Origin of the sequence: Rubricoccus marinus, assembly GCF_002257665.1 — a bacterium.
GTDB classification, from domain to species: Bacteria; Bacteroidota; Rhodothermia; order Rhodothermales; family Rubricoccaceae; genus Rubricoccus; species Rubricoccus marinus.
On record NZ_MQWB01000001.1, the window covers coordinates 2,215,711 to 2,233,612 of the forward strand.

At 68.9% G+C, this 17,902-nt stretch carries 17 protein-coding genes; 12 read left to right on the plus strand and 5 right to left on the minus strand.

What is annotated here, in order from left to right:
* The 3 genes from BSZ36_RS09425 to BSZ36_RS09435 form a co-directional block, all read left to right on the plus strand.
* On the plus strand, positions 1-1,128 hold a 1,128-nt coding region (locus BSZ36_RS09425), incomplete at its 5' end, for a homogentisate 1,2-dioxygenase (RefSeq protein WP_094548267.1).
* 158 nt (positions 1,129-1,286) lie between these two features.
* Positions 1,287-1,913 (plus strand): SDR family oxidoreductase, encoded by a 627-nt coding sequence (locus BSZ36_RS09430; protein ID WP_094548269.1) that lies wholly within the window; start codon positions 1,287-1,289, stop codon positions 1,911-1,913.
* A gap of 79 nt (positions 1,914-1,992) precedes the next feature.
* Positions 1,993-3,966: an AMP-binding protein gene (locus BSZ36_RS09435; protein ID WP_094548271.1), complete on the plus strand. Its 1,974-nt coding sequence runs from the start codon at positions 1,993-1,995 to the stop codon at positions 3,964-3,966.
* 82 nt (positions 3,967-4,048) lie between these two features.
* Here BSZ36_RS09435 and BSZ36_RS09440 read toward each other — a convergent pair whose 3' ends face one another.
* On the minus strand, positions 4,049-4,576 hold the full coding sequence (locus BSZ36_RS09440) for a hypothetical protein (protein WP_094548273.1): 528 nt from the start codon (positions 4,574-4,576) through the stop codon (positions 4,049-4,051).
* A 139-nt stretch (positions 4,577-4,715) separates the two neighbouring features.
* Positions 4,716-5,141, minus strand: a complete 426-nt coding sequence (locus BSZ36_RS09445) for an FKBP-type peptidyl-prolyl cis-trans isomerase (protein WP_094548275.1) — start codon at positions 5,139-5,141, stop codon at positions 4,716-4,718.
* Positions 5,142-5,234: 93 nt separating this feature from the next.
* Between BSZ36_RS09445 and BSZ36_RS09450 the strand changes: the two genes are divergently transcribed.
* Complete coding sequence (locus BSZ36_RS09450) at positions 5,235-5,981, plus strand: acyl-[acyl-carrier-protein] thioesterase (RefSeq protein WP_094548277.1); 747 nt, start codon at positions 5,235-5,237, stop codon at positions 5,979-5,981.
* Positions 5,978-6,367: a rhodanese-like domain-containing protein gene (locus BSZ36_RS09455; RefSeq protein ID WP_179271115.1), complete on the plus strand. Its 390-nt coding sequence runs from the start codon at positions 5,978-5,980 to the stop codon at positions 6,365-6,367. The genes BSZ36_RS09450 and BSZ36_RS09455 overlap by 4 nt, the downstream gene beginning before the upstream one ends.
* A 21-nt stretch (positions 6,368-6,388) precedes the next feature.
* Here BSZ36_RS09455 and BSZ36_RS09460 read toward each other — a convergent pair whose 3' ends face one another.
* Positions 6,389-7,594, minus strand: a complete 1,206-nt coding sequence (locus BSZ36_RS09460) for a ParA family protein (RefSeq protein WP_179271116.1) — start codon at positions 7,592-7,594, stop codon at positions 6,389-6,391.
* Positions 7,595-7,821: 227 nt separating this feature from the next.
* Between BSZ36_RS09460 and lnt the strand changes: the two genes are divergently transcribed.
* The 5 genes from lnt (at position 7,822) to BSZ36_RS09485 (ending at position 13,327) form a co-directional block, all read left to right on the plus strand.
* Entirely contained in the window at positions 7,822-9,483 is a 1,662-nt protein-coding gene (gene lnt / locus BSZ36_RS09465; protein WP_094548283.1) for an apolipoprotein N-acyltransferase, read from the plus strand.
* 131 nt (positions 9,484-9,614) lie between these two features.
* Positions 9,615-10,208, plus strand: a complete 594-nt coding sequence (locus tag BSZ36_RS09470) for a Maf family protein (protein WP_094551269.1) — start codon at positions 9,615-9,617, stop codon at positions 10,206-10,208.
* A gap of 132 nt (positions 10,209-10,340) precedes the next feature.
* Positions 10,341-10,898 (plus strand): fasciclin domain-containing protein, encoded by a 558-nt coding sequence (locus BSZ36_RS09475; protein WP_094548285.1) that lies wholly within the window; start codon positions 10,341-10,343, stop codon positions 10,896-10,898.
* A gap of 29 nt (positions 10,899-10,927) precedes the next feature.
* Positions 10,928-11,677 carry an SDR family NAD(P)-dependent oxidoreductase gene (locus tag BSZ36_RS09480; RefSeq protein ID WP_094548287.1) on the plus strand — a complete coding sequence of 250 codons (750 nt, stop codon included), beginning with the start codon at positions 10,928-10,930 and terminating at the stop codon, positions 11,675-11,677.
* A 102-nt stretch (positions 11,678-11,779) separates the two neighbouring features.
* The gene (locus BSZ36_RS09485; protein WP_094548289.1) at positions 11,780-13,327 is read left to right on the plus strand and encodes a cryptochrome/photolyase family protein; all 1,548 of its coding nucleotides are present in this window, start codon (positions 11,780-11,782) and stop codon (positions 13,325-13,327) included.
* A 43-nt stretch (positions 13,328-13,370) separates the two neighbouring features.
* Here the strand turns inward: BSZ36_RS09485 and rimK are convergent, their stop codons facing one another.
* On the minus strand, positions 13,371-14,264 hold the full coding sequence (gene rimK / locus BSZ36_RS09490) for a 30S ribosomal protein S6--L-glutamate ligase (RefSeq protein ID WP_094548291.1): 894 nt from the start codon (positions 14,262-14,264) through the stop codon (positions 13,371-13,373).
* A 272-nt stretch (positions 14,265-14,536) separates the two neighbouring features.
* The gene (locus tag BSZ36_RS09495) at positions 14,537-15,058 is read right to left on the minus strand and encodes a hypothetical protein (RefSeq protein WP_094548293.1); all 522 of its coding nucleotides are present in this window, start codon (positions 15,056-15,058) and stop codon (positions 14,537-14,539) included.
* Positions 15,059-15,225: 167 nt separating this feature from the next.
* Here BSZ36_RS09495 and BSZ36_RS09500 point away from each other — a divergent pair, with 167 nt between their 5' ends.
* Together BSZ36_RS09500 and BSZ36_RS09505 are read left to right on the plus strand one after the other, a co-directional pair.
* Positions 15,226-16,179, plus strand: a complete 954-nt coding sequence (locus BSZ36_RS09500) for a DUF58 domain-containing protein (protein ID WP_218827628.1) — start codon at positions 15,226-15,228, stop codon at positions 16,177-16,179.
* A gap of 88 nt (positions 16,180-16,267) precedes the next feature.
* Positions 16,268-17,842, plus strand: coding sequence for a M28 family peptidase (locus BSZ36_RS09505; RefSeq protein ID WP_094548295.1), 1,575 nt, complete (start codon positions 16,268-16,270; stop codon positions 17,840-17,842).
* Positions 17,843-17,902 lie beyond the last annotated feature (60 nt).

Consider the following 17,902-nt stretch of genomic DNA (forward strand, 5'->3'; position numbering starts at 1 on the left):
GTCGATTCTGTCGGTGAGCCCGAGGACTTCGGCGCGGAGTACGTCGAGGGAGCCTTTCTCAAGCACCGGCACTTTATCGGCCCCAAGGTGGAGGCTGGGGGTGACTGGCTGACGGGCCGCCGGTACATCATGGGCAACAACGACATCGACATGGCGCTCTGCGCGCCGACCGAGTCGATGCCGGAGGACACGTTCTACAAGAACGCGACCCACGATGAGCTGGTTTACGTCCACGACGGCGAGGGCACGCTCCACACCGTCCTGGGCGACGTCGAGTTTCGGCAAGGCGACTACGTCCACGTGCCGCGCACGACGATCCACCGCTGGAGCTTTGCGGGCGACGTGCAGCCACGCCTCCTCGTGATGGAGTCGCCGACGGAGTTCCGGCCGCCCAAGCGCTACCGCAACGACATGGGCCAGCTCTTGGAGCACAGCCCGTACTGCGAGCGCGACTTCCGTCCGCCAGAGGCCCTCAACCCCATCGATCAGGAAGGCCGCTTCACGGTCAAGATCAAGAAGCACGGCAAGCTGTTTCCGTTCGTCTACCGCTACCACCCGTTCGACGTGGTCGGGTGGGACGGGTACATGTACCCCAGCGCGTTCTCGATCCATGACTTCGAGCCCATCACCGGCCGCATCCACCAGCCGCCGCCCGTCCACCAGACGTTCGAGGCGCGTGGCTTCGTGGTCTGCTCGTTCGTGCCGCGTCTGTTCGACTACCACCCGGACAGCGTCCCGGCGCCGTACAACCACAGCAACATCGACTCCGACGAGGTGCTGTACTACGCCGAGGGCGACTTCATGTCGCGCAAGGGCATCGGGCGGGGCAGCTTTACGCTCCACCCCGGCGGCATCCCGCACGGCCCGCACCCGGGCACGACGGAGGCGAGCATCGGCGCCAAGGAAACGCACGAGTTGGCCGTGATGGTCGACACGTTCGCGCCGCTCAAGCTGACCAAGACGGCGCTGGAGATCGAGGAGCCGGACTACGTCCTTTCCTGGCAGCCTGAGAAGCACGGTCACCCGTTGCCGGACGCCGCACCCATCCCGCCCGGCGCGCAGATCTCCGGCGACGGGGCCTCTGGCGCTGTTCCCGACGGCCCGGCGATCGACGCCGCCAGAGGCTAAGACCCGGCACACCTTCCAGAGACGGAGACTCCCGCCCCGCCAGAGGCCTCTGGCGGGGCGTTTTGCGTGCGGTCGGCTCGGACTTCGCCGGCTCTTGCCCGCGCGGGAGGATCGGTGAGCGGAGGCGCTCGTGGGAAGGGCACACCTCTCCCAGCATCATGACCATTCTCCTCGCAGGCGCCCACGGCGCCGTCGGCCAGCACATCCTCAAGCAGCTCTCCCAGGCCGGACACACCGTCCGCGCGATGATCCGCGACGAGGATCAATCCGACCTCATCCGCTCGCTCGGCGGCGAGCCTCTCGTCTCCGACCTCACCGGCGACGTCTCCCAGGCGCCAGAGGACTGCGACGCCGTCATCTTCGCAGCGGGCTCCGGCGGCGAGGCCGTCGAAGACGTGGACCGCGACGGCGCCATCGCGCTGATCGACGCGACCGTGGCCTCTGGCGTGAGCCGGTTCGTGATGCTCTCCTCTATCGGCGCCGACGCGCCAGAGGAGGCCGACCAACTGCAGGACTACCTCCGCGCCAAGCACAAGGCCGACGAGCACCTGAAGGGCACGTCGCTGACCTACACCATCCTGCGCCCGACGACGCTGACGAACGGTGCGGCCACAGGCACAATCCACGTCGCGCCGTCCATCGACCGCGACGGACCGATGGAGAACGCACGCGAGGACGTGGCCGCCGCCCTCGTGGCGACGCTCACCATTTCCGAGACCGAGCGCGCCATCATTGAGATGACCTCTGGCGACACGCCGATCCGGGAGGCACTGGCGAGCCTGTAGCGAAGCGCCCGGGAGCGTAGGACTAGGCGGGCGCCTCTGGCGATCTTGGGGCGTCCCCTCGCGCCAGACTCCCGCCCGCATGTCCCAGCCCTTCCCCTTCGGCCAAGAGATCGCCTGGTCGCCCACGCCAGAGGCCGCCGCCGACACCAACCTCGGCCGCCTCTGGCGCGACCTCGGGCTGGACGGCTACGAGCCTCTGGCGGAGTGGGCGACGGCCGACGTGGGCCGCTTCTGGGACCGCGTGATCGCCGACCTCGGCATCGTGTTCGAGACGCCGTACTCGGAGATCCTGGACCTCGCCAGAGGCCCGGAGCACGCGCGCTGGTGCAGGGGCGGGCGGCTCAACATCACCGTCTCGATGCTGGACCGCTGGCGCGGGACGCCACAGTGGACGCAGGACGCGATCCGCTACGAAAGCGAGGAAGGCGACGTCACCCGGTACACCTTCGAGGAGCTATTGGAGCAGGTCGAGACGGTCGCCGCCGGGCTCCGCGCCAGAGGACTCGGTGCGGGCGAAGCGGTCGGGTTGTACATGCCGCTGACGCCAGAGGAGGTCATCGCCTTTCTGGCCGTCATCCGCATCGGGGGCGTGATCCTGCCGCTGTTCTCCGGCTATGGCGCGAGTGCGGTCGCGGACCGGCTTTCGGATGCCGACGCGAAGGCGGTCTTCGTCGCCGACGGCAGCGTGCGCCGCGGCAAGGCCATCCCGATGAAGCCGACGCTGGACGAGGCGCTGGAGCACTGCCCGACGGTCGAGCACGTGATCGTGCACCGCCGCGCGGGCAACCCGGTGGCCTCTGGCGCGATGGACATCGAATGGGACGCGCTCGTCGCCAGCGGCCGCGAGTCGCTCGCCGCGACGCCAGAGGCGGGCGCACCGGAGATCGTGGAGAGCGAGACGCCGGTCATGCTCATCTACACCAGCGGCACGACGGGCAAGCCCAAGGGGGCGGTGCACACGCACGTCGGCTTCCCGATCAAGGCGGCGCAGGACATGGCGCACCCGATGGACGTGCGGCCGGGCGACGTGATGTGGTGGATGAGCGACATGGGCTGGATGATGGGCCCCTGGCTCGTCTTCGGGACGCTTCTGAATGGCGCCACGATGGTCCTCTTCGACGGCGCGCCCGACACGCCCGGGCCAGACCGCTCGTGGCAGCTCTGCGCCGACCACGGCGTGACGCACTTCGGCCTCTCCCCCGTCCTCGTGCGCGCCCTCATGCCGCACGGAACCGAGCCTCTGGCGAAGCACGACCTCAGCGCGCTCCGCGCGTGCGGCTCGACGGGAAGCCCGTGGGACCCCGAAAGCTGGCGGTGGCTGTTCGAGAACGTGCTGGAATCCCGCAAGCCCATCCTCAACTATTCGGGCGGGACCGAGATCTCCGGCGGCATCGTCTGCGGCGACTTCGTGCGCCCGCTCAAGCCCTGCGGCTTCCCCGGCGCCATTCTCGGCATGGACGCCGACGTGATCGACGCCGCGGGCAACCCCGTCCGCACCGAAGTCGGTGAACTCGCGATCCGCCAGCCGTGGATCGGCATGACGCGCGGCTTCTGGCGCGACAGCGAGCGCTACCTCGATTCCTACTGGCGGGCTCAGCCCGGCTGGTGGGTCCACGGCGACTTCGCCGCCATCGACAAGGACGGCCAGTGGTTCATCCTTGGACGGTCGGACGACACCATCAAGGTGGCAGGCAAGCGGCTGGGTCCGGCCGAAGCCGAGTCCGCCGTCAACGCCGACCCCGCCGTGCTGGAAAGCGCCGCCATCGGCGTCCCGGACGACGTGAAGGGGCAGGCCCTCGTCGTGTTCTGCGTGCTGGCCTCTGGCGCCGACGAGTCCGACGACCTCCGCCAGAGGCTCGTCGCGCGGCTGACGGACGCGCTCGGAAAAGCGCTCAAGCCGAAGGCGGTCTACTTCACCGACGCGCTGCCCAAGACGCGCAACTCCAAGGTCATGCGCCGCGTGATCCGCGCCGCTCACCTCGGCGGCGACGTGGGCAACGTGACCGCGCTCGAAGACCCGGCGACGCTCGACGCGATCCGCGCCGCGCGCTGACGCCAGAGGCCTCTGGCGCGCAGACATAGAAAAGGGGCCGAAGCGTGTGCCTCGGCCCCCTTTTTCTATCGCGAGCGGTCGCTTAGTACGTCGTGTAGACGTTGTCCGCGTTGTACTCATTGTAGCGCGTCTGGACGTAGTCGCGGTCCTCGTCGGTCCGCGGGTGGACGCCGAGCATCATGCCGCCGTCCTTGACGTCGTTCTCGTAGATCTTGGCCTGGTCCTCGGGGATACCAGCGCCCACGAGGGCACCGAGAAGGCTACCGGCAGCGCCGCCGGCGCCTGCGCCGGCGAGGGCGCCCGCCAGAGGTCCGGCGACTGCGCCGATGCCTGGAACGATGATCGCGCCGCCGATTCCGGCGATCGCGCCAATGATGCCGCCGAGCGTACCGCCCGTGGCGGCGCCGGCTCCTGCGCCTTCCATGGCCTTGGAGCCCTGCTCGATTTCGACCTCACCACCATCGTGGTATCGCTCGCGGGTGTCCTCGGACATCACGACGTGGAAGTCGTCGTCGGAGTAGCCGCGGGAGCGGAGGTCAGAAACGGTGCGGTCGAGGTCGTTGCGGTCGCGGAAGGTTCCAGCGACGAGGGGGCGATTGTCTGTAGTCATGGTCAGAAGGGGGATAAAGAGAGGGGTAAGGGATACTGTATGTGCACATACACGTTCCATCCTTCTCTCAAACCCTCAGGTCCCAGGAAATCCCCTACTCCCCGACGCGCGGTACGGACACCGCCAGAGGCCTCTGGCGCTACGCGACGGAGTCCAGCGTGATCTCGAACGTGAGGTCCTGTCCCGCGAGCGCGTGGTTGGCGTCGAGCACGACCGAATCATCTGACAGCTCGGCGACCGTGACGACGACGACCTGGCCGTTGCCCATCCCCATCTGGAGGCGGTCGCCGATGCTGAGATCCGCGTCTGGCGGCATCTGGTCCCGGCCGACCGTCACGGTCTGATCGGGATCGACGTCGCCGTACGCCTCCTTCGCGGGGATCGTCACCGTCTTGGTCTCGCCGATCTCCATGCCGTCGACCGCTTTGTCGAAGCCCGGGACGACCTGGCCGGCGCCGAGCGTGAACTCCAGAGGCTCCCGGCCCGCGGACGAATCAAAGGTGGTCCCGTCGTCGAGGGTACCGGTGTAGTGGACGCGAACGGTGTCGCCGGAAGTTGCGGGCATGGAGCAGTCAAAAAGTGAGAGAGGGAGGATGCAGACCACCCGGGATCGGTTTCGGGCACGGCGCCGTTTCGCCGGACCTCCACCCCCACGCCGATGACCACGCCAGAGGCCCCGCTCATCTGGACCCAGCCGTTCCACGTCCGCGCCTACGAGGTCGGCCCCGGGGACGTGGCCTCGCCTCTGGCGGTGATGGACTACCTCCAAGAGGCCGCGGGCGAGCACGCGCAGGCGCTCGGCGTGGAGCACTTCGACATCGGCGAGCAGGGCGCGGCCTGGGTCCTTACCCGCTTCGCGATGGAGATCGACCGGCTCCCGACCTGGCGCGAAGCCGTCGAGGTGGAAACGTGGCCCAGCGGGCGCGACGGGCTCCGCGTCACCCGCGACCTCGTTCTCCGCGACGCCTCTGGCGCTACGCTTGTCCGGGCGCGAACGGTCTGGTTCGTCCTCGACCTCGCCCGCCGGCGTCCCATCCGCCTCCCTCCCGCCGTGGTCGCCCTCCACCCTCCCGACCGCGAAGCGGCGCTCGTGCTCGGCCCCGAGCCTATGGCGCCAGAGGCCGCGTCCGCCGATGTCGTCGGCCGGACGTTCGACGTGCGGCGCTCAGACCTAGACAGAAACGGGCACGCGAACAACGCGCGCTTCGCGGAATGGGCGCTCGAATCCGCGCCCGCTGCTCGCGACTGGTCGCGCCTGCGGTCGCTCGACCTCGCGTTCAAGGGGGAAGCGCTCGCGGGCGAAACCGTCCTCTCCGAGGCCTCTGGCGACGCGACGCTCGCGCACGCGATCTTGCGGGAGTCCGACCGCCGCCTGCTCGCCACCGCCACCTCGACCTGGAGATGAAGCGTTTTCCGACGTTTACCGTTATCGCGATCGCCGCGATCCTTGTTTTCATCCTCGTCCAGCGCCTGATGGGCGGCGGCACATCGCTCTCGCCAGAGGCGTTCGTGGCGGCCTACGAGCCCGACCAGATCCTGCTCGACGTGCGCACGCCGGGCGAGTTCGAGGACGGCCACCTTGCCGGCGCCATCAACATGAACGTGACCTCGGGCGATTTCCGCGAGCGCGCCGCCACGCTCCCCATTGGCGAGCCCGTGTACGTGTACTGCGCCTCTGGCGTCCGATCCAGCCGCGCGGCGGCCGTCTTGGAAGAGTTGGGCCACACTGAGGTGTACAACGTCGGCGGTTACGGGGAGCTGGCGCGAGCCGGCGCTGCCACCGAAGAGTAGGCGGCCTCTGGCGCCAGCGGCCTACTCCCAGAAGGGATCCAGGTCCTGCGGCCCGGTCGCCCCGTCTTTGCCGAGCGGGCGCAGCGGCTGGAAAGAGCGCGGGTGCGAGGGGTTCGTGCGGCGGATCGAGGCTTTCGCGTCGGCCGCCTGCTGGATCACGGCTTCCGGGTTCGCGAAGGGGTCCTCAAACGTGCTCTGCACGGGCCGGACAGCCGGCGCGAGGCCGCGTCCAGGGATCGGCGCGTGCTGGAACAGCTTCGACGTCGGCTCCTCCGCCATCGGAGCGGATGTCGGCGGCGCGGTAGTCGTCGTCGTCGCGCCAGAGGCCGCTTGCGCGGAACCCGGGCGCGGCGCTCCAAGGCCGAAAGCAGGCGGAGGGGGTGGCGTGGGCTCGGTTGGTGGGAGGTCGGGCTCGTCTCCCAGGTCCTCGTCCGGGTTATACGCCCCTTTGATAGGCGCCGGCGCGATCAACTCCGGGAAGAACACGCGGGCGACTTCCGCCGCTGCGTAGGCGTAGTCCAACCCGCCACGGGACATCACCTTCGCGTCAAAAACGGTCCGGCCGTTCCGAGCGGCGACAGCCAGCGACGAACTCGTGCGGATGGGTGTCTCCAGAATGCTCGCGGCGTACTTCTCCTTCAGGTACTCCGAGTACCGGGCGTGCCGGCTCAGGCGGCCGTCCACCTGGGTTAACAAGAACCGAGGCGCCTGGAGCCCAGGGTTGAGCTTGTTCCGCACCAGCCCGCACGTCTGCCACGTCTGCTCCGCGCCGACGACCGGCTGGTACTCCGGCGTAACGGGAATCAGGACAGCGTCGGAGGCGACAAGAGCGTTCATCGTGAACACCGAGACCGCCGCCGCCGTGTCGATAAGGATGAGGTCGTAATCGTGGCCCTCGGCCAGCGTTTCGCGCATCCAGAACACGTCCGTCGGGCGTGTCAGGCGCCGCTGCTCGCGCGTCATGTTCATCGACGCCCCGAGCACATCGAAGTGCGGGAAGCTCTGAACCGGGAGCTTCCGCAGGTCTCCCTCTGGGTGGATCAGCGCGAGGGAGGAGTGCTCCGTCCGCGGTTCGTTCGCACCAACGGTCCTCGTGAGAAAGCCCTGCGGGTCGAGGTCGACGAGGAGCACGCGGTGCCCCATGAGCCCGAAGGCCGCCGCGAGGTGAACAGAGGACGTCGTCTTACCGGTCCCGCCTTTGTGGTTGCAAATGGTGAGCGTAGCCACAGATTTCCTTGGTGTCGAGGTCGTTGAAGATAGAGCGCTGGGGCTCCGCGGTGGGAGCGCCGGGCCCCTGGCGAGGTCCGTGCGCGAGTCCGCGCGGCGGGAGACGGCGCCAGAAGCCGGAACCATCCCATTCCATTGATGCCGGTTGAGAGGCCCGACGGGAGGCAAGTTTTCATAGTGGGACACGAGCCGCCGATACATCCCCCGCAACTCCTCTCCCCCTGCGCATGGGCTCCCGCCACCGCCCCCGCCCGTTCGGCTCTCTCGGTTGGTCTCTCGCCGGAGGCCTGGCTCTGTCGCTGAGCTTCCCGCCTGTCGGATTCTATCCGCTGGCGTGGGTCGCACTTGTGCCGTTGCTCTCGCGGTGGGTCGGCCGCAAGGCGTCGCTGGCGCTCGCGCGGGAGATCTACGCCGTCTTCCTCGTGGCCTCCGCCGCGACGGGCTTCTGGGCGCTCCACCTCCCCAACGAGTTGCAGTCCGCGCTCGCCGGGCTGGGCTTGCTCCTCGTCCCGCTCCCCATTACTGCGGCGTTCTGGGGGGCCGCGTGGGTCCGCGAGCGGTTTGGGCTGAAGCTGGGGCTTACCGCGTTGCTGGTGGACGTCCTCGCGGCTGAGTTTCTGACCCTCCACCTCCCCTTTGGAACGCCGTGGTCGGTTCTGGGCCACACCCAGGCGCTCGCGCTCCCGTTTATCCAGGCCGTCGAGATTGGCGGCGTCCTGATGCTGTCGGCGTGGGTGCTCGCTCTCAACATCGCGGCGTTTATGGCGATCGAAGCGAGCCGGGCACCTGCACCGCGCCGCTGGGCTGACCGAGGCGTGGCCGTCGCCGCTTTTTCCGCGATCGTAGTGGTGGCGGCGCTCTACAGCACCGTTCGTACCGCCGGAGATGACGTGCCGCCCGGACACATTCGCATCGGGATCGTGCAGCCTGACATCGCGGCGGACCGGTGGGAGGACCCGCAGGACGAAAAGCGAGTTCTGCACCTCGCGCGGGTCTCAGACGCCCTTCTCGCGGACTGGGCTACAGAAGAGACGGCGGCCAGCCGGTCCAACTTCGCCGCGACGCCTCGCCCGGACCTGCTGATCTGGCCGCGCAACTCGCTGCCCGTGTACGGCGACGTGGAGCGAGAGCGGGAGTTGTACCAGCGCCTCTCCACGTGGTCCACGCGACGCCGGACGCCGCTCCTGACCGGCGCACGCACCGCCATCAACGACGAAGGACGGACGGACAAGGCCGCTCAGTTCTTCCCGCTCCCCATGAGCCGCTCGCAGCAGTCGGCGCTGCTCTTCGTCCCTTCCCAAGACGGCGCGACTCGCTACGATCAGTCGCGGAGAATCCCCATCCTCGAAGCCGTCCCGAGCGCCATCGCGCGGAGCGTGGGCGATGCCGTCCCGGCGTTCAAGCTGGGCTCGCGGCGGACGCTTCTCCCCGCAGGCCGCACGCATCTGGCGGCTTCGCTGGGCTACGAATCCGTCTTTGGCGACCACACGCGGCGGTTCGTGGACGATGGCGCCAACCTCCTCGTTGCGATGTCACCGGCTACGGGCGGCCTCGCGGGCCGGCGCCAGCACCTGGCGTTTCTCCGCCTCCGCGCGCTGGAAACAGGCCGCGCCATCGTAGTCGCTGCGCCGAGTGGAGGCTCTGCCCTCGTCCTACCCGATGGCCGGGCGACACACCTGGTCTCCACGAACGTCCCCGAGGGTACACGCGTGGAGGCGCCGATCTACTCCGGGAAAACGCTGTACGTGATGTACGGCGACTGGCTGGGGCAGCTCGCGCTCCTGATCGGGATCATCGGCCACGCCACGTTCGCGTACATCAACCGCGTCCGCCCCAAAAAGGCACCACGGAGCCGCTCCATGGCGCGGATGCGCCGCGTGCCCGGCTGAGCCTCTGGCGCACGGGTCCGGGTGCCTCTGGCGTGACGCGCCCAGGCGCACGCGCTGTGCCGTCTGGCCTCTGGCGCTGTCGCCAGAAGCGGAGCGCGGGTAGGTTCGGGCGTCCCCCACGTCCGCCTGTGATCAGCCTCCACGCCCCCCTCGTTCTCGCCTCCGCCTCGCCACGTCGGCGCGACCTTCTCGCCCGCCTCGGCCTCGACTTCGACGTGCTCCCGAGCGGAGCCGACGAGACGTGGCCCGAGGCGACGCCCCCCGGACCCGCCGCCGAGATCATCGCGTCGCGCAAAGCGCGCGACGTCGCGCGCCAGAGGCCCGAAGCGCTGGTCCTGGGCGCGGACACGGTGGTCGTGCTTGACGGCGACGTTCTGGGCAAGCCCCGCACGCCAGAGGATGCTCGCGCCACGCTTGCGCGGCTTTCGGGACGGAGCCACACGGTCTACACCGGGCCGTCACTGATCCACGGCGAACGCCACGTGACGGCACACGAGGCGACCGAGGTCACGTTCGCGCCTCTGGCGGCGTCCGAGATCGAGGCCTACGTCGCGACGGGCTCACCGATGGACAAAGCGGGCGCGTACGGCATCCAGGACGACCTGGGATCGCTCTTCGTGGCGCGCATCGAGGGCGACTTTTTCAACGTGGTGGGGTTGCCGCTGCACCGGCTGTACCAAACGCTGAGAGAGCACTTCGGCGCGGGGTTGAAGGCTCCGGCGTAAAGGCCTCTGGCGTAGCGTCGTCATTGGGCATCGTTTGGGCGGCCTGCGCCAGAGGAGACCGTGCGGTTTCAGCGCGATGCCCGGAACCGTTCTCTCTCTAGAGCCCTTCAGCCCTCGAGATTCCTCCCTCGTATGACACGCTCAGCCCTCCTCCTCGCCCTTCTCCTGCCCCTGGCGGCCTGCGGGTCCGACGACACGCCAGAGGCCGACGGCTCTATCGCCGACGCTGCCAACGCCATCGAGGCGCTCCCCGCCTCCGACGGGACGAACGCGTCGCCCGCGGGAGGCGCGACGGTTGTGGACATGGTGGCCGATGCGCGCGACCTGACCACGCTCCGGCGGCTCCTCCGCGAAACCGGCCTCGTCGACGAACTCGCGGCCGAGGGTCCCTACACCCTTTTCGCGCCGTCCGACGACGCCTTCGCCGCGATCGACCTGGACGCCGCCTCGTCTGATATGGAGGCGCTCAAGGCCACGCTTCGGAGTCACGTGCTCCCCATCCGGATGCTCTCCGGGGACTTGGACTTTGAGCAGAGCATCGAGGCCGCCAGCGGCGCCGTGCTCGATGTCGTGCCCGGCAGCCCGCCCGCCGTCGCCTCTGGCGGCGTGCGCGCCACCGTCCTCCGCGCGGACCTCGACGCCACCAACGGCGTGGTCCACGTCGTAGACGCTGTCCTTTCTGCCAACTAGCTCCCTCGCCAGAGGCCTCTGGCGCCGCCATGACTGCACCTGTCCACGTACTTCTCGGCGGCTCCGGCGGCATCGGCTCCGCGCTCGCGCGTGCGCTCGCGGCCTCTGGTGCTACCGTTGTCCTCGGCGCCCGCACACCGGAGAAGCTCTCCGCCCTCGCCGGCGAGATCGGCGCCGAAGCCTTCACGCTCGATGCCACCGACTACGGCCAGGTAGAGGGGCTCGTCAAAGGCGCGATGGAGCGCCACGGGCGCGTGGACGGCGTCGTCAACCTCGTGGGCAGCATCGACCTCAAGCCCGCGCACGCCATGAAGGTGGAGGCGTTCGAGGAGACGATGCGCCTCAACCTCTTCACCGCGTTCTACGCCGTGAAAGCGGCAGCGAGCGTGATGACGAAAAACGACGAGCCTAAAGGCGGATCCGTCGTGCTGATGTCGAGCGTGGCTGCGCAGTACGGTCTCGCCAACCACGAGGCCGTCGCGGCGGCCAAAGCGGGCATTGAAGGCATGGTACGCGCCGCGGCGTCCACCTACGCGCCACGCGGCATCCGCGTCAACGCCGTCGCGCCGGGCCTTGTCCGCACGCCTCTGGCGGGCCGGCTCGTCGCCAGCGACGCCGCCGTGGAGGCGTCGGCGGCCATGCACCCGCTTGGCCGCATCGGCGAGCCGGACGACTTGGTGGGCGCACTGACGCTTCTCCTCGACCGCGAGCGCGCGGGTTGGATTACTGGTGAGACGATTTCGGTGGACGGCGGCTTCGCGCACGCGCGGCCCCGCTAGCCTGCCCGGAGCCTCTGACGCCAGAGGCGCACCCTGAGATCTCGTGCCGGGCGAACGGCGGCGGCCTCTGGCGCGTGCGGAGTCCGCACCTCTCTCCTTCCGATGCCCGCCCGCCTCGTCCTCGTCCTCGGCGACCATCTCGCCCCGGACCACCCCGCCCTCCGCGACGCCGATCCCGCTGAGACAGTCGTGTGCATGGCCGAGGTCCGCCACGAAGCGGACCTGTTCCCCAACCACCGCCAGAGGCTCGCGTACTTCTTCAGCGCCATGCGGCACTTCGCCGCCGCGCGCCGCGAAGGCGGCTGGACGGTGGACTACCAGGAGTTGACGGAGGCCTCTGGCGCGGATTCGCTCCCGGCGTTTCTGCGCGCCAAGATCCGCGAGCACGCGCCAGAGGCCGTCGTGATGGTGGAGGCAGGGAGGCTCTCATTGGAGGCCGAGATCCGGGAGGTCTGCGAGGCCGAAGGCGTACCGCTCGACCTCCGCGAGAACGACCATTTCGCCTGCTCCCGCGCCGAGTTCGCGGAGTGGCTCGACGGCCGCAAGCGGGTCCTGATGTACGACTTCTACCGCTCGCTTCGGACGCGCCACGGCATTCTCCTGGACGAGGCCGGCGGACCAGAAGGCGGCTCGTGGTCGCTCGACGCCGAGAACCAGCAGTCGTTTGGCAAAAAGGGACCCGGCCTCTTACCCGACGCCAAGCGCCCCGCCGCCAGCGGCCTTTCGCAAGACGTGGTCGCGATGGTGAACGAGCAGTTCCCGGACGGCTGGGGCGAGACCGAGTCCTTCGCCTGGCCCGTCACGCCAGAGGCCGCGGAGGCCGCCTTCGAGACCTTCGTGACGGAGCGGCTCCCGGAGTTCGGCACCTTTCAGGACGCGATGTGGACGCAGCAGCCGTGGCTCTACCACGCGCTGATCTCGCCAGCGATGAACGTGGGCCTCATCGAGCCTCTGGCGATGGCGCGGCGCGTGGAGGCCGCCTACCGCGCCGGCAAGGTGCCGATCAACGCCGCCGAAGGCTTTATCCGTCAGATCCTGGGCTGGCGCGAGTTCATGCGCGGCGTCTACACCGCCTTCCACGACCGGCTCCACACGGACAACGTGCTAGAAGCCCACGAGCCGCTGCCCGAGTTCTACTGGACCGGAGAGACCCATATGGCCTGCGTCCGCGACGTCGTCACGCAGCTCCAGGAGCACGCCTACGCGCACCACATCCAGCGCTTGATGGTGACTGGGCTGTTCGCGCAGCTTCTCGGCGTGGAGCCTCTGGCGGTGCACGCGTGGTACATGGCGTACTACGTGGACAGCGTGGAGTGGGTCACGCTGCCCAACGTGATCGGCATGAGCCAGTTCGCCACCGGCAGCCTGTTCACCACCAAGCCCTACGTTGCCAGCGGCGCCTACGTCGACCGGATGAGCAACTACTGCTCCGGGTGCCGCTACAATCCCAAAGAAGCCTCTGGCGAGAAGGCGTGTCCGTTCACCACGCTCTACTGGGACTTCCTCTCGCGCCACCGCGCGCTTCTCGAGGGCAACAACCGGATGGCCTTCCAGCTCCGCAACCTGGACCGCAAAACGCCAGAGGCTCTAGAGGCCATCGGCGAGCGAGCCGATGGCGTCCGCGCGATGGCCCGCGAAGGGACGCTGTAAAGGAGGCTGGGGCGAAACCGAGCCTGGCCTCTGGCGCCAGAGGCTAGTACGCCGGCGCCTTTGGCGTGGCCTGCTTGTCGATGTAGTCGATGATCTTGCCGGCCACGTCGATCTCCGTCGCCTTCTCGACGCCTTCGAGGCCGGGCGAGGAGTTGACCTCCAGCACGAGCGGCCCGCGGTCGCTGCGGAGGATGTCCACGCCGCCGACGCGGAGGCTCAGCGCCTTGCAAGCCGCGACGGCCGTTTTGCGCTCGGCGGGCGTGATCTTCGTCGCGTAGGCCGAGCCGCCGCGGTGGAGGTTGGAGCGGAACTCGCCCTCGGCGCCCTGCCGCACCATGCTCGCCACCACCTTGTCGCCGACCACGAGCAGGCGCACGTCGGCGCCGCCGGCCTCTTTGACGAACTCCTGCACCAGCAGGTACGCCTTCATGCCGCGGAACGCCTGGATCACGCTTTCCGCCGCCTTTTTGGTCTCGCAGAGGACGACGCCCACGCCCTGCGTGCCCTCCAAGAGCTTGACGATTACCGGCGGGCCACCGACCGCGCGGATGAGGTCCTCAGCCGACTCGGGGTCGTGCGCGAACGCCGTGAGCGGGAGCCCGATGCCCGCCTTCGCCAGGAGCTGGTGGCTCCGGAGCTTGTCGCGTGAGCGCTGGATCCCGACCGAGCCATTGAGGCACCACGCGCCCGTCGCCTCGAACTGCCGCACCATCGCGAGGCCGTAGAACGTGATGGACGCGCCGATGCGCGGGATCACCGCGTCGAACTTCTCCAGCTTCTCCCCGTGCAGATGCACCTCCGGGCCGCTGGCGGTGAGGTGCGCCGTGCAGCGCAGCGTGTCCAGCACGTGGACCTCGTGGCCCTTCTCTTCGGCCGCCTCAATGAGGCGCTTCGTGGAGTAAAGGGAAGCGTTCCGGGTGAGGACGGCGATGCGCATGTCGGCAGGGATGTGGGGGGACGATGGTACCGCATCGGACTCGCCAGAGGCATGCTTGCCAGATGAAGGTTCGCCCCGGCCTCTGGCGAGCCGGCCCGTTTAGTGCCTCTGGCGTCTCCTGAGGCCACCTGACCGAACGCGACCCGTGTCCGCACGAGAGACGTCGCGGCGCGACGGCCACGTGATGCAGCGCCTGAGTGTACCAGATGGCTACGCTCCGTTCGCAATGGCGCCGTTCCTCTCGGGGCGGCGAAGCGCCGCCGCGCCAGAGGCTACGCCGTCCACTTCGGCGCGCTGAGGGCGAGCGCCCACACGGCCAGCGCCGCGATCACGAACGCCACGCCGACCGCTTCCGCGTGGTCCAGCCAGCCGATGGGCGCGAGCAGGTTGTACCAGTCGTGGGACTCGCGGGACAGGTTGCCGAGCAGCGGGAGCGACCGGGCCTTTGCGTCGGCAGCGTAGACCGAGACGTCGATGAGGCTCTGGCCCGTCCAGAACGCGCCGAGTTGGAAGCCTACGCGTGAGCCCCACGTCAGCGCGCTCCACGCGACGATGGCGGGCAGGAGAACCTGGAGAATCGAGCCGCCCGCGATCTCTAGCGTCCGCCCGAAAAAGCGAAAAAAGAAGTGCCCCGCCTCGTGCACGATGAGGTCCATCGAGTGGAACAGCATCCACGGCACCCCGGCCCAGCCTCTGGCGCCGAAGTCCACCCACAGGAAGTAGGCACACGCCGGGACAAGCGCGAGCGATACCACCCAGCGTTCGAGGTCCAGCGTGCGTCCTGCAAGCGTCATGGGGATTGTATCGGCCTCTGGCGAGCGGATTCAAGACGTTGCGCCAGAGGCTCCGCGGCGCGTGTCCGTTTCGCCTCAAGAGCGGGCCGCTCGGGCGCAACTCCGCCGCGCTGCATCCGAAAGCACGCCGACCGGCGTTACCCTCCCCCGGCGTCTCTCCCCACGCGTTGCCCGTCTCCCCCGCCCCCTCCGACCGCCTCACGCCAGAGGCCCTCGCCCGCATCGGCTCGCTGGAGCTGCGCGCGCGGCTCATCGTGGAGGGCTTTATCACGGGCATGCACCGGAGCCCGTACCACGGCTTCTCGGTCGAGTTCGCGCAGCACCGGCCGTACAACCGAGGCGACGAACTCCGCCACGTGGACTGGAAGGTGTGGGCACGCAAGGACCGCTGGATGGTCAAGCAGTACGAGGAGGAGACCAACCTGCGCCACGCCGTGGTCCTGGACACGAGCCCGTCCATGCGCTACGCCGGGGCCTCTGGCGTGAGCAAGCTGGCCTACGGCGCCACGCTCGGCGCCGCGCTCCACACGCTGATGGTGCGCCAGCGCGACGCGACCGGCCTCGCCGCCTTCGATTCCACGCTGCACACGCTCGTGCCGCCGCGCGCCGCGCGCGCCCACCTCCGCGCCCTTCTCGCCACGCTGGACCGGCTGGAGTCCGCGCCCGCCACGCCTCCGGCGCCAGAGGCCGAGACCGGGGCCTCTGGCGTCGCCCGCGCGCTGGACGAAGTCGCCGAGCGGCTGCCCAAGCGCTCGCTCGTCACCATCATCTCCGACCTGTTCGAGACGATGGACGGCGCCGCCGAGATCGCCAAGGCGCTCCGCCACCTCCGCCACCGCGGCCACGAGGTCCTCGTCTTCCACGTGCTCGACGCCAAGACCGAACGCGACTTCGCCTTCGACGACCTCCCCGTTCGGATGCGAGACATGGAGACCGGCGAGACGCTCACGCTCCAACCCGCCCAGCTCCGCGAGCACTACCGCGAGGCCTCTGGCGCGTTCTTCAACGACTTCAAGCGCCGCTGCCGCGAGATCGAGGCCGACTACGTGCTCCTCGACACCGCGCAGCCGTACGACCACGCGCTTTCCGCGTACCTCCAGAAGCGCAAACGGCTCTTCTAGCCCGCCGCCGCCCCGCCCTCGGGGCGCCAAAGGCCTCCCCGCTGTGGGCGCCCGCCCACCCCACGTTTACTCACCGCTACACCCCCTGATGACTCACCGCTTCGCCCTCGCCGCGCTCGGCCTCGCACTCCTCGCGCCAGAGGCCATCGCGCAAACGCCAGACGCCGCCGAGGACCCGGCGCTCGTCCAGCGCTACCAAGCCACCATCACCCCGGCCGAGCTCGCCGGCCACCTCTACGTCTACGCCGACGACTACATGGCCGGCCGCGATACCGGAGAGCCCGGCCAGCGCTTTGCCGCGACGTACCTCGCGGGCCAGTACGCCACCATGGGCGTAACTCCGATGGGCACCGCCGAGGCCACCAACTACGGCGTGGACGGCTACCGCCAGCCGTTCATGCTGGACAACAAGCGGATGGTCTCCATGAACTACAGCGTCACCCGCGGCGGCGCCGAGATCATGACCGGCGCCATCCCGCTCGCCGGCGACGCCATGCTCAACCTCATTCCGTTTCGGGGCGAGATCACCGACGCTTCCCCGGCGCCCCTCGTGTGGGCCGGCGACGGCTCCGACGTGGACGACCTCGACGTGCGCGACGCCTACGTCATGTTCGCCGTCACCGATCAGGCGTCCATGATGCCGACGGCGCAGAAGTTCATGGACATGGGCGCCCGCGCCGTCGTGCTCCCGGCCTCCCCCACCGTGGACCGCTTCCAGCGGATGGCTTCCGGCCTCACGCGCGGCCGCCTCGCGCTCCCCTCGCCAGAGGCCTCTGGCGACGACCCGGTGATCCTGCTCACCGGCCTCGACGTGGCGAGCATGATGGTCGGCAAGGAGGGCATGACCGCGGAGGACTTCACCGCGATGGAGGCCGGCCCCACGGGCGCGATGATCTCCGTCTCGATAGAGTACGAGAACAACCAGGTGGAGACGGAGAACGTCGTCGCGATGGTGGAGGGCTCGGACCCGCTGCTCAAGGACGAGTTCGTCATCATCTCCGCCCACCTCGACCACGTCGGCACGCGTGACGTAGAGGAGGGCGAGGACGGCATCTTCAACGGCGCCGACGACGACGGATCGGGCACGATCTCGATCCTGGAGATCGCCGAGGCCTTCCAGACCGCCGCCGCTGACGGCAACGGACCGCGCCGCAGCATCCTCTTCCTCCACGTCACCGGCGAGGAGAAGGGCCTGCTGGGCTCGGCGTACTTCGCGGACATGGAGCCGCTCGTGCCCCTGGAGCAGACGGTCGCGAACCTCAACATCGACATGATCGGCCGCTACGACCCCGAGCGCCGCTTCGACACCACGGACTACGTGTACATCATCGGCGGTGACCTCATCTCGCAGGACATCTCCGACTGGAACGAGACCGTGAACGACGTGACGGGCACGGAGCTCCTGCTCTCTGACCGCTTCAACTCGCCGGACGACCCGAACCAGTTCTTCCGCCGCTCAGACCACTGGAACTTCGGCAAGCACGACATCCCGTTCATCTTCTACTTCACCGGCACGCACGAGGATTACCACGCCGTCGGTGACAGCCCGGACAAGATCGACTACGACCGGATGGCGAAGATCTCCCGCCTCGTCTTCGGCACCGCGTGGCACATCGCCAACACGGACGAGCGCCCCGCCGTCAGCGGCGTCGGCTTCAACTAGCCTCTGGCGGAACCCGCCCTCTCCGGCGAGTGGACCTCAACGCCTCTGGCGCCAGAGGCC

What these genes read in the sequence shown, in the direction of transcription:
- BSZ36_RS09430 (WP_094548269.1), top strand. Translation starts at nt 1,287, where the DNA reads ATGACCATTCTCCTCGCAGGCGCCCACGGCGCCGTCGGCCAGCACATC.
- BSZ36_RS09435 (WP_094548271.1), top strand. Translation starts at nt 1,993, where the DNA reads ATGTCCCAGCCCTTCCCCTTCGGCCAAGAGATCGCCTGGTCGCCCACG.
- BSZ36_RS09440 (WP_094548273.1), bottom strand. Translation starts at nt 4,576, where the DNA reads ATGACTACAGACAATCGCCCCCTCGTCGCTGGAACCTTCCGCGACCGC.
- BSZ36_RS09445 (WP_094548275.1), bottom strand. Translation starts at nt 5,141, where the DNA reads ATGCCCGCAACTTCCGGCGACACCGTTCGCGTCCACTACACCGGTACC.
- BSZ36_RS09450 (WP_094548277.1), top strand. Translation starts at nt 5,235, where the DNA reads ATGACCACGCCAGAGGCCCCGCTCATCTGGACCCAGCCGTTCCACGTC.
- BSZ36_RS09455 (WP_179271115.1), top strand. Translation starts at nt 5,978, where the DNA reads ATGAAGCGTTTTCCGACGTTTACCGTTATCGCGATCGCCGCGATCCTT.
- lnt (WP_094548283.1), top strand. Translation starts at nt 7,822, where the DNA reads ATGGGCTCCCGCCACCGCCCCCGCCCGTTCGGCTCTCTCGGTTGGTCT.
- BSZ36_RS09475 (WP_094548285.1), top strand. Translation starts at nt 10,341, where the DNA reads ATGACACGCTCAGCCCTCCTCCTCGCCCTTCTCCTGCCCCTGGCGGCC.
- BSZ36_RS09480 (WP_094548287.1), top strand. Translation starts at nt 10,928, where the DNA reads ATGACTGCACCTGTCCACGTACTTCTCGGCGGCTCCGGCGGCATCGGC.
- BSZ36_RS09485 (WP_094548289.1), top strand. Translation starts at nt 11,780, where the DNA reads ATGCCCGCCCGCCTCGTCCTCGTCCTCGGCGACCATCTCGCCCCGGAC.
- rimK (WP_094548291.1), bottom strand. Translation starts at nt 14,264, where the DNA reads ATGCGCATCGCCGTCCTCACCCGGAACGCTTCCCTTTACTCCACGAAG.
- BSZ36_RS09495 (WP_094548293.1), bottom strand. Translation starts at nt 15,058, where the DNA reads ATGACGCTTGCAGGACGCACGCTGGACCTCGAACGCTGGGTGGTATCG.
- BSZ36_RS09505 (WP_094548295.1), top strand. Translation starts at nt 16,268, where the DNA reads ATGACTCACCGCTTCGCCCTCGCCGCGCTCGGCCTCGCACTCCTCGCG.